The organism is Klebsiella sp. 28 (genome assembly GCF_018223905.1).
GTDB lineage: Bacteria > Pseudomonadota > Gammaproteobacteria > Enterobacterales > Enterobacteriaceae > Klebsiella > Klebsiella pneumoniae.
Window position 1 is genome coordinate 1 of the sequence record NZ_JAGRQY010000138.1, and the last position, 14,941, is coordinate 14,941.

10 protein-coding genes are annotated in these 14,941 nt (G+C 56.9%); 3 read left to right on the forward strand and 7 right to left on the reverse strand.

What is annotated here, in order from left to right; translation table 11 throughout:
• Positions 1 to 176 precede the first annotated feature (176 nt).
• Positions 177 to 542 (forward strand): 6-carboxytetrahydropterin synthase QueD, encoded by a 366-nt coding sequence (gene queD, locus KHQ28_RS21630; protein ID WP_004174641.1) that lies wholly within the window; start codon positions 177 to 179, stop codon positions 540 to 542.
• Positions 543 to 582: 40 nt separating this feature from the next.
• Here queD and queE read toward each other — a convergent pair whose 3' ends face one another.
• Positions 583 to 1,254 carry a 7-carboxy-7-deazaguanine synthase QueE gene (gene queE, locus KHQ28_RS21635; RefSeq protein ID WP_002915210.1) on the reverse strand — a complete coding sequence of 224 codons (672 nt, stop codon included), beginning with the start codon at positions 1,252 to 1,254 and terminating at the stop codon, positions 583 to 585.
• Positions 1,255 to 1,728: 474 nt separating this feature from the next.
• Here queE and KHQ28_RS21640 point away from each other — a divergent pair, with 474 nt between their 5' ends.
• Positions 1,729 to 2,838 (forward strand): SDR family oxidoreductase, encoded by a 1,110-nt coding sequence (locus tag KHQ28_RS21640; protein WP_032418397.1) that lies wholly within the window; start codon positions 1,729 to 1,731, stop codon positions 2,836 to 2,838.
• A 63-nt stretch (positions 2,839 to 2,901) separates the two neighbouring features.
• Here KHQ28_RS21640 and eno read toward each other — a convergent pair whose 3' ends face one another.
• From eno to rlmD, 5 genes are all read right to left on the reverse strand, one after another.
• Positions 2,902 to 4,200, reverse strand: a complete 1,299-nt coding sequence (gene eno, locus KHQ28_RS21645; protein WP_002915213.1) for a phosphopyruvate hydratase — start codon at positions 4,198 to 4,200, stop codon at positions 2,902 to 2,904.
• An 81-nt stretch (positions 4,201 to 4,281) separates the two neighbouring features.
• Entirely contained in the window at positions 4,282 to 5,919 is a 1,638-nt protein-coding gene (gene pyrG, locus KHQ28_RS21650; protein WP_004142808.1) for a glutamine hydrolyzing CTP synthase, read from the reverse strand.
• A gap of 280 nt (positions 5,920 to 6,199) precedes the next feature.
• Entirely contained in the window at positions 6,200 to 6,991 is a 792-nt protein-coding gene (gene mazG / locus KHQ28_RS21655) for a nucleoside triphosphate pyrophosphohydrolase (RefSeq protein ID WP_002915215.1), read from the reverse strand.
• A 111-nt stretch (positions 6,992 to 7,102) separates the two neighbouring features.
• Complete coding sequence (relA, locus tag KHQ28_RS21660) at positions 7,103 to 9,340, reverse strand: GTP diphosphokinase (RefSeq protein WP_002915217.1); 2,238 nt, start codon at positions 9,338 to 9,340, stop codon at positions 7,103 to 7,105.
• A 121-nt stretch (positions 9,341 to 9,461) separates the two neighbouring features.
• Positions 9,462 to 10,766, reverse strand: coding sequence for a 23S rRNA (uracil(1939)-C(5))-methyltransferase RlmD (rlmD, locus tag KHQ28_RS21665; RefSeq protein WP_004174638.1), 1,305 nt, complete (start codon positions 10,764 to 10,766; stop codon positions 9,462 to 9,464).
• A 113-nt stretch (positions 10,767 to 10,879) separates the two neighbouring features.
• Here rlmD and barA point away from each other — a divergent pair, with 113 nt between their 5' ends.
• Complete coding sequence (gene barA / locus KHQ28_RS21670; protein WP_004151066.1) at positions 10,880 to 13,630, forward strand: two-component sensor histidine kinase BarA; 2,751 nt, start codon at positions 10,880 to 10,882, stop codon at positions 13,628 to 13,630.
• 157 nt (positions 13,631 to 13,787) lie between these two features.
• Here the strand turns inward: barA and KHQ28_RS21675 are convergent, their stop codons facing one another.
• Positions 13,788 to 14,927: a glycerate kinase gene (locus KHQ28_RS21675; protein WP_032418396.1), complete on the reverse strand. Its 1,140-nt coding sequence runs from the start codon at positions 14,925 to 14,927 to the stop codon at positions 13,788 to 13,790.
• Between the last annotated feature and the right edge of the window lie 14 nt (positions 14,928 to 14,941).

Consider the following 14,941-nt stretch of genomic DNA (forward strand, 5'->3'; position numbering starts at 1 on the left):
GTTTTAGTTGTAGTTATTAACAACAAAATCGATTAAATAAGCAATTGAAATATAAGAGATTAACTCAAATAAAGCAGATGAACATGTCTATTTTCTGTTCACGGCCGTTTTAGTTAATGCGAAAAAATGTACTTTCCGGTACCCTACGGCGGTTTTTTTCGTCCTGTTGAGAGTCAATGATGTCCACCACGCTGTTTAAAGATTTCACCTTCGAAGCCGCCCACCACCTGCCGCACGTCCCGGAAGGACACAAATGCGGTCGCCTGCATGGCCACTCCTTTATGGTGCGTCTGGAGATCACCGGTGAAGTCGATCCCCATACCGGGTGGATCATGGATTTTGCCGAGCTGAAGGCCGCCTTTAAGCCGACATACGATCGCCTCGACCACTATTATCTGAACGATATTCCTGGTCTGGAAAACCCCACCAGCGAAGTGCTGGCCAAATGGATCTGGGATGAGATGAAACCGCGGGTGCCGCTGCTCAGCGCCGTGATGGTCAAAGAGACCTGCACCGCCGGCTGCGTCTATCGCGGCGAGTAAGCGAAAAAAAGCCCGGTCAGTACGCTGCCGGGCTTTTTTATCAGGCAATATTCAGATACTTGTGCGTCTGCATAGACAGGCGCCAGTTGCGGGCGATGCAGGTGTCGATACACAGGCGCGTCGCATCTTCTTTCTGACTGATCGGCTGCAGGGCGATGATCCGCGGTTTGTCATCGCTCAGCGTTTCCAGCAGTTCGTCCAGCGCTTCTATGTCGCGGACGCGCCCTACCGGATGCTTGATCTCATCCGCCCGCTGCAGGGCCTGAGACAGCACGTCATAGCCACCGCGCATGTTGACCTTCGGGGAAACCGTCACCCAGGTATTGGGGCTGCAGCGTACTTCATGGGTGCCGCTGGTTTCAATCTGACAGCTAAAGCCGTTTTGTTCCAGAAGCGAGGTTAACGGCGTTAAATCATGAATGCAGGGCTCACCGCCGGTAATAACCACGTGGCGGGCTGTCCACCCCTGCCGCCCAATAATCGCCAGCAGATCCTCGCTGCTTGCCGGGCCCCACTTGTCGCTCTCTTTGGTTTTCGCCAGGATGCTGAACAACGACACTTCCCGATCGGCCAGCTTGTCCCAGGTATGCTTGGTGTCACACCACGCGCATCCTACCGGGCATCCCTGCAGACGAATAAAGATGGCAGGCACGCCGGTGAAGTAACCCTCGCCTTGCAGGGTCTGGAACATCTCGTTAATCGGGTACTGCATAGTCATCTCTGTTTAGGGTGATAAACGTTCATTATCGCAGATTTCGCTGCCCAGGTCTTGTCCTGCGCTGCGATCGCTTTTTTACCCCTCCGTCAATATCCGTGTCGGGAATAATATTATTGATTAAAAAAGCAATCTTTTCTTTTGGCTTAGTTTATTAGCATGGTAAGAATTAAAATAAATAGCATTCTGACGCGCGGGGGGAAATATGTAACAGAAAATGTTATTCCTGTCATTCAGGATAAAATAAAAAGTCCAAGAACCAAAATAAAAAACCTTAAAATACAGTAATGTACAAACTGATACATGAAAGAGTGAATTATCTGGCCGATCTGCGAGTCCAATTCTATCCCCCGGTAATAATAACCTTAAACTGGTCTTAATAAAGCCCTGATCGGGCCCCTTTTTTATTTAATTGTCGTTTACTTTTGCCCGCCTAGAATCCCGCAGACCAACCATAATGAGATAGCGTTTATGACCACATTATTAATTACCGGCGTTACGGGGTTTCTGGGCGGTGCCGCGTTAGAGAAAATACTCCATCAGGAAACCCGGTTAGATCTGCTGCTGCTGGTACGTGCTGATAGCCCCGAGGCTGGCCTCGAACGGGTTAAAGAGAACATGCGTAAGTTCAACATCGCCGAGGAGAAGCTGGCGATGTTGCGCCAGCAGCATATCCTGCTGGGCGATCTCGCCTCTCCGGAGCATTTTCTTAACGATCCGCGCCTCGATCAGGTCACGCACATCCTCAACTGCGCCGCTGTCGCCTCATTTGGCAGCAACCCGCTTATCTGGAAGGTTAACGTTGAGGGCACGCTGCGCCTGGCGCAACGTATGGCGCAGGTGACGGGTCTGCAGCGCTTTCTGCACGTCGGTACGGCGATGTCATGTTCGCCTGAACCGGATTCACTGGTCGCCGAAAGCGCGGAGTTTCGGGAACGCGCTGAGCACCTGGTGGAATATACCCACTCGAAGTCGACCATCGAGCAGCTGATGCAGCAGCAGTGCCCTACGCTACCGCTGGTAATTGCCCGCCCCTCTATCGTGGTGGGTCATACCCATCACGGCTGCCGGCCTTCCAGCAGTATTTTCTGGGTGTTCAGCATGGGGCTGATGCTGCAGAAATTCATGTGCTCCATGGAGGACCGAATTGACGTTATCCCGGTGGACTACTGCGCCGACGCCCTGCTAATGCTGCTTAACCAGCCTCTGGCTCACGGCGAGGTGGTGCATATCTCTGCTGGCGAAGAGAACAGCGTGAAGTTTGCCGAAATCGACCTGGCGATGGCTCAGGCCCTGGAGCAGGCGCCGGTGGGGGATAAGTACGCCCAGGTGAGATATGAAACGCTGGTCAAAATGAGACGCGAACTGAAAGGGATATTTGGGCCATGCAATGAGCGGCTGATGCTGAAAGCCATGCGCTTATACGGCGCGTTCGCCACCCTGAACGTGCGCTTTAGTAACGACAAGCTGCTGAGCATGGGGATGCCAAAACCGCCGCGCTTTACCGATTACATCGACCGCTGCGTGGAAACCACCCGCGGGTTGTCGATCCCTCAGCAAATGGCCGTCGACTTTAAATAATGGCCGCAGGCGTAAAAAAAATGCCAGCCCGAAGGCTGGCATGATTATTTCACAAGGACAGGATTAAGCCTGACCTTTGATCTCTTTACGACCGTTGAACGGCGCTTGCTCACCCAGCGCTTCTTCGATACGAATCAGCTGGTTGTATTTAGCAACGCGGTCAGAACGGCTCATAGAACCAGTTTTGATCTGGCCTGCAGCGGTACCAACAGCCAGGTCGGCAATGGTAGCGTCTTCAGTTTCGCCAGAACGGTGAGAGATAACAGCGGTGTAGCCAGCGTCTTTCGCCATCTTGATAGCAGCCAGAGTTTCGGTCAGAGAACCGATCTGGTTGAACTTGATCAGGATGGAGTTAGCGATGCCTTTTTCGATGCCTTCTTTCAGGATCTTGGTGTTGGTTACGAACAGGTCGTCACCAACCAGCTGGATTTTGTCGCCCAGTACTTTAGTCTGGTAAGCGAAACCTTCCCAGTCAGATTCGTCCAGACCATCTTCGATGGAGACGATCGGGTACTGTTTGGTCAGCTCTTCCAGGAAGTGAGTGAACTCTTCAGAGGTGAACGCTTTGTTGCCTTCGCCAGCCAGAACGTATTTACCGTCTTTGTAGAATTCAGACGCCGCGCAGTCCATCGCCAGGGTGATGTCTTTGCCCAGCTCGTAGCCTGCAGCTTTAACCGCTTCAGCGATAACAGCCAGCGCTTCGGCGTTGGAACCCAGGTTCGGCGCGTAGCCGCCTTCGTCACCAACGGCAGTGTTCATGCCTTTGGACTTCAGCACTTTCGCCAGGTGATGGAACACTTCAGAACCCATGCGTACTGCTTCTTTCAGGGTCGGCGCGCCAACCGGCTGAATCATGAATTCCTGGATGTCGACGTTGTTGTCAGCGTGCTCACCGCCGTTGATGATGTTCATCATCGGAACCGGCATGGAGTATTTGCCCGGAGTGCCGTTCAGTTCAGCGATGTGCGCGTACAGCGGCAGGCCTTTGGACGCAGCAGCTGCTTTGGCGTTCGCCAGAGAAACAGCCAGGATAGCGTTCGCACCGAAGTTAGATTTGTTTTCAGTACCGTCCAGGTCGATCATGATCTTGTCGATGCCAGCCTGATCTTTAGCATCTTTGCCCAGGATTGCCTGAGCGATCGGGCCGTTTACCGCAGCAACAGCTTTGGTTACGCCTTTACCCAGGAAACGGGATTTGTCGCCATCGCGCAGTTCCAGCGCTTCGCGGGAACCAGTAGAAGCACCTGACGGAGCAGCTGCCATACCGACGAAACCACCTTCCAGGTGTACTTCGGCTTCAACAGTCGGGTTACCACGGGAGTCGATGATTTCACGACCGATGACTTTAACGATTTTGGACATTAGGTTTTCCTCAGTACAAGTTAAACTAAAACTCCAGACAAACAATGCACCCGGATGGGTGCATTGCCGTTCAAACTCTTTTTACTTCGCCTGGCGTTTCTGGTACTCGCTCGCGGCTTTCACAAAGCCGGCAAACAGCGGGTGTCCATCACGCGGCGTCGAAGTAAACTCCGGGTGGAACTGGCAGGCCACAAACCACGGATGGTTCGGCACTTCGATGATCTCGACCAACTGATCATCCCCGGAACGGCCCGCAACGCGCAGACCGGCAGCTTCAATCGGTTTCAACAACATGTTGTTGACTTCGTAGCGGTGACGATGACGCTCGGTGATGGTCGGCTCGCCGTAAAGCTGGCGTACCAGAGAATCATCACTCAGCTGGCACTGCTGCGCGCCCAGGCGCATGGTGCCGCCCAGATCGCTCTTCTCAGAGCGGACTTCAACGTTGCCATCTTCGTCACGCCATTCGGTAATCAGGGCCACGACCGGGTATTTACAGTCTGGCACAAATTCCGTCGAGTTGGCGTTTTCCATACCCGCTACGTTACGCGCGAACTCAATCAGCGCAACCTGCATACCCAGGCAGATGCCCAGATAAGGAATATTGTTTTCACGCGCATAGCGCGCGGTGGCGATCTTGCCTTCAACGCCGCGATAGCCGAAGCCGCCCGGGATCAGGATAGCGTCTAAATCCTTGAGGATTTCGACGCCGCGCGTTTCCACATCCTGCGAATCGATCAGCTTGATGTTGACGGTAACGCGATTTTTCAGACCGCCGTGTTTCAGCGCTTCAATCACCGACTTGTAGGCATCCGGCAGTTCAATGTACTTACCGACCATACCGATGGTGACTTCGCCTGCCGGATTAGCTTCTTCATAGATTACCTGTTCCCATTCGGCCAGGTTTGCTTCCGGACAAGTTAAGCTGAATCGTTTACAAATATAATCGTCCAGCCCCTGAGATTTCAACAGGCCCGGAATTTTATAAATGGAATCGACATCTTTCAGAGAAATCACAGCCTTTTCCGGAACGTTACAGAACAAAGCAATTTTGGCTCGTTCGTTGGCCGGAACCGCGCGATCGGAGCGGCAGATCAGAATATCAGGCTGAATACCGATGGAGAGCAGCTCTTTCACGGAGTGCTGGGTCGGCTTGGTTTTGACTTCGCCCGCGGCGGCCATGTACGGCACCAGAGTCAGGTGCATGAACAGGGTATGCTCGCGGCCGATCTCTACCGCCATCTGACGAATCGCTTCGAGGAACGGCAGGGATTCGATATCGCCTACGGTACCGCCGATTTCCACCAGCACGACGTCATGGCCTTCGCCGCCCGCCAGTACGCGCTCTTTGATAGCGTTGGTGATGTGTGGGATAACCTGAACGGTCGCGCCCAGGTAGTCGCCACGGCGCTCTTTGCGCAGCACGTCGGAGTAGATACGGCCGGTGGTGAAGTTATTGCGGCGCGTCATCTTGGTGCGGATAAAACGCTCATAGTGGCCCAGGTCCAGATCGGTTTCTGCGCCGTCTTCAGTAACGAACACTTCCCCATGCTGGATTGGGCTCATGGTGCCCGGATCGACGTTGATATACGGATCCAGTTTCATGATGGTCACGTTGAGACCACGGGCTTCAAGAATGGCTGCCAGGGAGGCTGCGGCAATGCCTTTACCCAGAGAGGATACGACCCCGCCGGTCACAAAAATATAGTTCGTTGTCATGCTGAACCTGAGAAGTTAGGGTAAAACGATGGAATAACCAGGACGGGAAAGTAGTATACCCGAACATGCGTGACGCCACAAACTTTCATTCTTCCCCTCCCCTTCGTTCTTCAAGTTGCACCTGTGTTGCGACTCGAACAACTCGAAGAGGCAGGCTACATGGTGTTTCAACGACATAACGGAAAGAGAAAATAGACGCTTTTGGCGAAATGTTTTTGACGTAAATCAAGCGCTTGTTATTTATAAAATCACACAAATCGCGCTTGATCACGAAAATCCGTTAGAGATCAGTTTCCTGGCGTTTTACTTCCTGCCACACTTCTTCCATGGTATCGAGGTCGACGCCGGTCATTTCCAGGCCTCGGGCGGCGACAATACGCTCGACCTCGCGGAAACGACGCTCAAACTTGAGGTTTGCTTTCTGCAGCGCCACCTCGGCTTTGACGCCCAAATGACGGGATAAATTCACCGTGGCAAACAGCAGATCGCCCACTTCCTCTTCCAGTTTTGCTTCATCCACCACCGCCTGCTGCGCTTCATGCATCACTTCATCAATTTCTTCATGCACTTTGTCGAGCACCGGGCCCAGCGAGGTCCAGTCGAAACCCACTGCCGAGCAGCGGCGCTGGATTTTATGCGCGCGCATCAGCGCCGGCAGGCTATGGGGAATATCGTCCAGTGCCGAATGCTGGGCTTTTTCCGCCCGCTCCGCGCTTTTGATTTGCTCCCAGCGGGCCAGGACTTCCGTGCTATTGCCCGCCGATGCCTCGCCGAAGATATGCGGGTGGCGACGCTCCAGCTTGTCGCTGATGGCGGCGCAGATATCGTCAAAGTTAAAGCGTCCCTCTTCCTGCGCCATTTGCGCATAGAACACCACCTGGAACAGCAGATCGCCCAGCTCACCGCGCAGATCGTCAAAATCTTCCCGCTGGATAGCATCGAGGACCTCGTAGGTCTCCTCAAGGGTGTAAGGGGCGATAGTGGCAAAGGTCTGCTCTTTATCCCATGGGCAGCCGTTTTCCGGGTCGCGCAGGCGGCGCATGATGCCGAGCAAGCGGTCAATTTGAGTCATGTGACAATCCTGGAAATTTAAAAAATAGTCGGCCGGATAAGGCGTTTAGACCTTATCCGACGTTGCGAAATTGCCGGATGGCGGCTTCGCCTTATCCGGCCTACAGACGAATTAACCGCCGTGCAGACGGCGCGCGTCGATCACATCCGGCACCTGGTTGAGCTTACCGAGCACCCGGCCCAGCACCTGCAGGTTGTAAATCTCGATGGTCATATCGATGGTTGCCAGCTGCTGACGGGTATCGCTGCGGCTGGCGACGCCCAGCACGTTCACCTTCTCATTGGCGAGGATGGTAGTGATATCGCGCAGTAAACCGCTGCGATCGTTCGCCTCCACTCTGACCACCAGCGAGTAGCCCGCCGAGTAGCTTTCGCCCCATACCGCATCGACGATGCGCTCCGGGGCATGCGACTGCAGTTCTGCCAGCTGATCGCAGTCCGCGCGATGCACGGAGATCCCGCGCCCCTGGGTGATAAAGCCGACGATCTCGTCGCCCGGGATTGGCTGGCAGCAGCGGGCAATATGGTGCATCAGGTTGCCTACCCCTTCCACCACTACCCGGCCATTGTCCTTGGTGCGATTTTGCGGCGTGTAGGTTTTCTGCTGCAGTTGCTTCAGCGCGGCCGCATCCTGCTCGGCGGCGCTAGGTTTATTGAACTGCGCCTGCAGGAAGTTGACCATCTGGTTGAGACGGATATCGCCACCGCCGATGGCGGCCAGCAGTTCATCGAGCTCGTTGAAGTTATAGCGCGGCAGCAGGTGCTTTTCCGCATCCTTCAGGCTGATGCCCAAATGCTCCAGCTCGTCGTCGAGGATCTGCCGACCGGCGAGAATGTTCTTGTCGCGATCCTGCTTACGGAACCAGGCGTGGATCTTCGAGCGTCCGCGGCTGGTGGTCACATAGCCGAGGTTAGGGTTCAGCCAGTCACGGCTCGGGTTCGGCTGCTTCTGGGTAATAATTTCGATCTGATCGCCCATCTGCAGCTGGTAGGTGAACGGCACGATGCGGCCGCCAATTTTGGCGCCGATGCAGCGATGGCCGACATCGCTGTGAATATGATAGGCAAAGTCCAGCGGCGTCGACCCCGCAGGCAGGTCCACCACGTCGCCTTTCGGCGTAAAGACATACACCCGGTCGTCGAAGACCTGGCTGCGCACTTCGTCGAGCATCTCGCCGGAGTCGGCCATCTCTTCCTGCCAGGCAATCAGCTTACGCAGCCAGGCGATACGGTCTTCATAGCCGCGGCCGCCGCTGGTGCCGGCTCCCGCGCCCTCTTTGTACTTCCAGTGCGCGGCCACGCCCAGCTCGGCGTCTTCATGCATCTGCCGGGTGCGGATCTGAATTTCCACCGTCTTGCCGCTCGGCCCCAGCACCACGGTATGGATAGACTGGTAACCGTTGGGTTTCGGGTTGGCCACGTAGTCGTCGAATTCATCCGGCAGATGGCGGTAGTGAGTATGGACGATCCCCAGCGCGGCATAGCAATCCTGCAAACGCTCAGCCACAATACGCACCGCGCGAACGTCAAACAGCTCGTCGAAAGCGAGGTGTTTTTTCTGCATTTTGCGCCAGATACTGTAGATATGCTTCGGCCGGCCATAGACTTCCGCCTTGACGCCTTCGGCTTTCATCTCTGAGCGCAGGTGGCCGACAAACTCTTCGATGTAATGCTCGCGGTCGATACGGCGCTCGTGGAGCAGTTTGGCAATGCGCTTGTATTCCGCCGGGTGCAGATAGCGGAAGCAGTAATCTTCCAGCTCCCACTTCAGCTGGCCGATACCTAAGCGGTTCGCCAGGGGAGCATAGATATTGGTGCACTCTTTCGCCGCAAGAACGCGCTCATCTTCCGGCGCGTCCTTGACCTCGCGCAGATGCGCGATACGCTCAGCAAGTTTGATGACCACGCAGCGGAAATCGTCAACCATCGCCAGCAGCATACGGCGAATGTTATCCACCTGCTCGGAAGAGACCGAGTCGGTATGGGTAGCCTTCAGCTGGCGGATAGCGGCCATGTCCCGCACCCCGTGAATCAGGGTCACGACCGATTTACCTACGCTCTCCTGCATCACCTCTTCGCTGACAACTTCGCCGTCGGCCAGCGGGAACAGCAGCGCCGCGCGCAGCGTATCGATGTCCATACTTAGGGTGGAGAGGATCTCCACCATTTCGACGCCCCGCCACAGCAGCAGGTCCGCCTGCGGGTGTCCTTGCGTTTTTTCGCGACAATAATCCCAGGTTTCGGCTAAGCGCTCACACGACTGCTGGCTGGAAATTCCCAGACTCGCGATCCATTTCTTCGGGTCAAATTCACCAGCTTTATTAAGATGTGCACTTCTTACCGCAACCATTGTCCTCTCCTTAAGGGACCGGCCTGCCGAAGTCGGCAAGCCTCAACTTTCTACATGTCATCCTGCAGGTCGCGTCAGCATTCATGGCCAGGGTGGCTCTTCTGCGACGTTGTGAATGACCTTATGTAAGCCTGCGCTCAAACAACACCATTGATTCCAGATGGCCGGTATGCGGGAACATATCCAGCATCGCCAGGCGTTGAATCTGATATCCAGCCTGCAACAGGGTTTCGCTGTCTCGCGCCAGCGTCGCCGGGTTGCAGGAAACATACACCACCCGCCGCGGTGCCAGTTTTATTATATGCGGCATCACGCCCGGCGCGCCGGCGCGGGCCGGGTCCAGCAGCACTTTATCAAAGCCGTGCTTCGCCCAGGCCTGACGGGTGACGTCTTCTTCCAGATTTTCATGGAAGAAAGTGACATTTGATAAACCATTGCGGGCGGCGTTTTCCCGCCCCTTCTCCACCAGCGCCGGCACCCCTTCCACGCCCACCACATGGGCGGCGCGTGTCGCCAGCGGCAGGGTAAAGTTGCCCATCCCGCAGAACAGATCCAGCACCCGGTCCTCTGGCCGCAGATCCAGCCACTCCAGTGCGGTACGCACCATCTGCTGATTTACGCCGTCGTTGACCTGGATAAAATCCCGCGGGCTGAACACTAAGCGTAGTCCGTCTGAGGTATACCATGGCGCTTCGCCATGAATATGCTCCAGTATCTCGCTTTGTGGCGCGAGGTACAGGGAAAGACCGTGAGTTTGCGAAAAGCGTTCCAGTTTTTCCCTGTCTGTCGCCGGCAGGGCTGCGGTATGGCGCAGCACCATCAGCGGGCCATTGTCCGCCTGCACCAGCTCGACGTGGCCGAGATGGCGTAATGCGCTCAGCGCGCTTAAGCACTCGCGCACGGCGGGCAGCAATGCCTCAAGTTGGGGCACCAAAACAGGGCACTGCACCACATCGACGATCGCTTTGGCGTTGGCCTGGCGAAAACCCATCTGCAATTGTTGGGTCTTCGGCTGATAATTCAAGCTCAAGCGTGCGCGACGGCGGTAGCCCCACGGCGCGCCGGCGATGACGTCATCTACCTCGCGCTTCATCAGTCGCCCCAGCGCGGCGCGTTTACTTTGCTGCTGAAGCGGAACGCTGGCATGTTGTTGTTGGCATCCGCCGCAGACGCCAAAATGGGGGCAGCGCGGCGCCTGGCGCTGCGGGCTGTCGGTCAGTCGGCGTTTCACCTCGGCGCGGGCGTACTGTTTTTTATCTTCCACCAGCACCACCTCGGCCTGCTCGTGGGGCAGCACGCCGCTCACGAACAGCGCCTTCCCCTGGTGGCGGGCAACACCCTGACCAAAGGGATCGAGGTCGTTGACTGTAACGGTTATGATCTGGCGCGTCGTCACACGCCGTTTTGCAGAGTAGAATTGCGCCATCGTAGAGAGTTGTCTCAATCAAATAAAACGAGCTCGTTCAGAGCGGCAGCGCCGCGAGGCGCAGCGACGCTGCACAGAACGATGATGTCTATATTCTCCCATAATGGAACCGCATGACCAACTACAGCCTGCGTGCTCGCATGATGATTCTGATTCTGGCGCCAACCGTCCTGATAGGACTGTTGCTCAGTATTTTCTTTGTCGCTCATCGTTATAACGACCTGCAACGCCAGCTGGAGGACGCTGGCGCCAGTATTATCGAACCGCTGGCGGTCTCCAGCGAATATGGCATGAACTTGCAAAACCGCGAATCCATCGGCCAGCTGATCAGCGTTCTGCATCGTCGCCACTCGGAGATCGTGCGGGCCATCTCGGTGTACGATTCGCATAACCGCTTATTTGTCACCTCCAATTACCAGCTCAATCCCAGCGAACTGCAGATCCCGAAAGGCGAGGCATTCCCCCGTCACCTCAGCGTCATCCGCGATGGCGACATGATGATCCTGCGCACGCCTATTGTCTCGGAAAGCTATTCTCCGGATGAATCACCCGAATCTGACGCTAAAATGCCGGGCAATATGCTGGGCTACGTCGCCCTGGAGCTGGATCTAAAATCGGTTCGCCTCCAGCAGTACAAAGAGATTTTTATCTCTAGCGTAATGATGCTGTTCTGTATCGGCATCGCGTTAATCTTCGGCTGGAGGCTGATGCGCGACGTCACCGGGCCAATCCGCAATATGGTTAACACTGTCGACCGCATCCGCCGCGGACAGCTGGACAGCCGGGTCGAAGGCTTTATGCTCGGCGAACTGGATATGCTGAAAAACGGCATTAACTCGATGGCCATGTCGCTGGCGGCATACCACGAAGAGATGCAACACAACGTCGACCAGGCGACCTCCGATCTACGGGAAACGCTTGAGCAGATGGAGATCCAGAACGTCGAGCTGGACCTGGCGAAAAAGCGCGCCCAGGAGGCGGCGCGCATTAAGTCTGAGTTCCTGGCCAATATGTCTCACGAGCTGCGCACCCCGCTCAATGGGGTGATCGGCTTTACCCGCCTGACGCTGAAAACCGATCTCAACGCTACGCAGCGCGACCACCTGACCACCATCGAACGTTCGGCCAACAATCTGCTGGCGATCATCAATGACGTGCTCGACTTTTCCAAGCTGGAAGCCGGGAAGCTGATCCTGGAGAGTATTCCGTTCCTGCTGCGCACTTCGCTTGATGAAGTGGTCACCCTGCTGGCGCATTCCGCGCACGATAAAGGGCTGGAGCTGACGCTGAATATTAAGAACAATGTACCGGATAACGTCATTGGCGATCCGCTGCGTCTGCAGCAGATTGTGACCAACCTCGTGGGCAACGCCATCAAATTTACCGAGCACGGCAATATCGACGTACTGGTGGAGCAGCGGGCCATCAGTAATTCCCGGGTACAGATCGAAATTCAGATCCACGATACCGGCATCGGCATCCCCGAGCGCGACCAGTCCCGGCTATTCCAGGCCTTCCGTCAGGCCGATGCCAGTATTTCACGCCGCCACGGCGGCACCGGGCTCGGGCTGGTGATCACTCAGCGTCTGGTCAAAGAGATGGGCGGGGATATTTCGTTCCACAGCCAGCCGAACCGCGGCTCCACCTTCTGGTTCCATATCAGCCTCGATCTCAACCCGAACGCCATTCCGGATACGCTGAACACCGACGGGCTTGTCGGCAAACGTCTGGCCTATGTGGAAGCCAACGCGACGGCGGCGCAGTGTACCCTGGAGATGCTGGCCGCTACGCCGCTGGAGGTTATCTACAGCCCTACCTTCTCCTCGCTGGCGGAAGCGCAGTATGACATTCTGCTGGTCGGTATCCCGGTTTCAATGCGCGATTTGTCGCCGCATCGGGAAAAATTAGCCAAAGCCTGCGCGATGTCCGATAACGTACTGCTGGCCCTGCCGTGCCATGCCCAGGTCAGCGCCGAAGCCCTGAAGCGCGACGGCGTTGCCGCCTGCCTGTTAAAGCCGCTCACCACCACCCGTCTGCTACCGGCGCTGGTGGCTACCAGCCACGCGCTTGCCTCCGCGCCGCTGATGCAGATCGACAGTCATAAGTTGCCAATGACGGTAATGGCCGTCGACGACAACCCGGCTAACCTGAAGCTGATTGGCGCCCTGCTGGATGATCTTGTGCAGCAGGTGATCCTCTGCGACAGCGGCCAGCAGGCGGTGGACAAGGCCAAGCAGCTGCAGATGGATCTGATCCTGATGGATATTCAGATGCCGGATATGGACGGCATCCGCGCCTGCGAGCTTATCCATCACCTGTCCCATCATCAGCAAACCCCGGTTATTGCGGTCACCGCGCACGCCCTGGAGGGCCAGCGTGAGAAATTACTGAGCGCCGGCATGAACGACTATCTGGCGAAGCCAATCGAAGAAGAGAAACTGCACGCACTGCTGCTGCGCTATCAGCCCGGCCTGCACAGCGTCGTTCCGGCGTCGCTACCGCCCGCAGAGCCGATCGTCGATCATAATCAAACGCTCGACTGGCAGCTGGCGCTGCGCCAGGCGGCCATGAAGCCGGACCTGGCGCGGGAGATGCTGCAAATGCTGATCGCCTTTATGCCGGAGGTGCGTAACAAAGTTGAGGAGCAGCTGGTGGGCGAGCAGCCGGAAGGGCTGGTGGATCTGATCCATAAACTGCACGGCAGCTGCAGCTATAGCGGCGTGCCGCGGCTGAAAAAGCTGTGCCATACCCTGGAAAGTCAGCTGCGGGCAGGCACCGCCGCCGAGGATCTGGAGCCGGAGCTGCTTGAGCTGTTAGATGAGATGGATAATGTGGCCCGCGAAGCGTGCAGGATGGGGGTGTAAACCCCGGATAGCGGCGCTACGCGCCTCATCCGGGCTACGCCCTACGGTCCGGTATTCGGTTGGTAGCCCCGGTAAGCGTAAGCGCCACCGGGGATGGTTCCCGGATCGCGGTGCTACGCACCTTATCCGGACTACAAATACCACTGCGCCAGCCGGGTTACCGGCTGTCGCCCATCTGCAAAACCGCAGCTACGTTACGCGCCGTCATTCGCAGGTTGGCGGCGGCATTGGCCAACGCTTCATCAAGGGTACAGATGGTATACAACACGCTGAATACCGCATCCAGCCCGTGCTGATGCACGACGCCAACATCGGCGGTAAGACTGCCGGCAATCCCGATCACCGGGACGTTAAAACACTTCGCCACTCTCGCCACCCCCACCGGCACTTTGCCGTGGATCGTCTGGCTATCGATACGCCCTTCGCCGGTGATCACTAAATCGGCATCCGCCACCCGCTCAGCCAGCTGTAGCGCATCGGTGACAATCTCAATGCCCGGACGCAACTGAGCACCACAGAACGCATACAGCGCCGCACCCATGCCGCCCGCCGCGCCGCCGCCCTCAAGGCTCAGCACGTCGATATCTAAATCGCGGGCGATAATCCGGGCATAGTGCCGCAGGCCGCTGTCGAGCCGGTCGATCATCTGCGCCGTCGCCCCTTTTTGCGGGCCGAACACCGCGCTGGCGCCCTGCGGGCCGGTCAACGGGTTGGTGACGTCGCAGGCAACGTCAATCCGGCAATCTGCCAGACGCGAATCGAGTTCGCTGAGATCGATTCGCGCCAGCGTCTCCAGCGCGCCGCCCCCGGAGGCGATTTGCTGGCCCTCGGCGGTCAGCAGTTTCGCCCCCAGCGCCTGCGCCATCCCGGCGCCGCCGTCATTGGTCGCACTGCCGCCAATACCAATAATGATCTGTCTTACCCCGGCGTCCAGCGCATGGCGGATAAGCTCCCCGGTACCCCAGGAAGTGGTCAGCAGCGGGTTACGCTGCGCCGGCGGGACGCTCTCCAGGCCGCTGGCCGCCGCCATTTCGATAAAGGCGCACTGGCGATCGCCGGACAGCCCGTAAAATGCCTCAACCGGCTCGCCCAGCGGCCCGGTGACCGTCAGCGGAACCAGAAGCCCGCCGGTCGCCGCCACCATGGCTTCCACCGTCCCTTCCCCACCATCGGCAACCGGCAGCTTGACGTACTCGGCGTCAGGATAAATCTCGCGAAAGCCTTGCTCTATCGCACTGGCCACTTCCAGCGCGCTCAGGCTCTCCTTCCAGGAATCCGGTGCGATCACTATTTTCATCTGCTGTCCTTACT

What these genes read in the sequence shown, in the direction of transcription:
- queD (WP_004174641.1), top strand. Translation starts at nt 177, where the DNA reads ATGATGTCCACCACGCTGTTTAAAGATTTCACCTTCGAAGCCGCCCAC.
- queE (WP_002915210.1), bottom strand. Translation starts at nt 1,254, where the DNA reads ATGCAGTACCCGATTAACGAGATGTTCCAGACCCTGCAAGGCGAGGGT.
- KHQ28_RS21640 (WP_032418397.1), top strand. Translation starts at nt 1,729, where the DNA reads ATGACCACATTATTAATTACCGGCGTTACGGGGTTTCTGGGCGGTGCC.
- eno (WP_002915213.1), bottom strand. Translation starts at nt 4,200, where the DNA reads ATGTCCAAAATCGTTAAAGTCATCGGTCGTGAAATCATCGACTCCCGT.
- pyrG (WP_004142808.1), bottom strand. Translation starts at nt 5,919, where the DNA reads ATGACAACGAACTATATTTTTGTGACCGGCGGGGTCGTATCCTCTCTG.
- mazG (WP_002915215.1), bottom strand. Translation starts at nt 6,991, where the DNA reads ATGACTCAAATTGACCGCTTGCTCGGCATCATGCGCCGCCTGCGCGAC.
- relA (WP_002915217.1), bottom strand. Translation starts at nt 9,340, where the DNA reads ATGGTTGCGGTAAGAAGTGCACATCTTAATAAAGCTGGTGAATTTGAC.
- rlmD (WP_004174638.1), bottom strand. Translation starts at nt 10,766, where the DNA reads ATGGCGCAATTCTACTCTGCAAAACGGCGTGTGACGACGCGCCAGATC.
- barA (WP_004151066.1), top strand. Translation starts at nt 10,880, where the DNA reads ATGACCAACTACAGCCTGCGTGCTCGCATGATGATTCTGATTCTGGCG.
- KHQ28_RS21675 (WP_032418396.1), bottom strand. Translation starts at nt 14,927, where the DNA reads ATGAAAATAGTGATCGCACCGGATTCCTGGAAGGAGAGCCTGAGCGCG.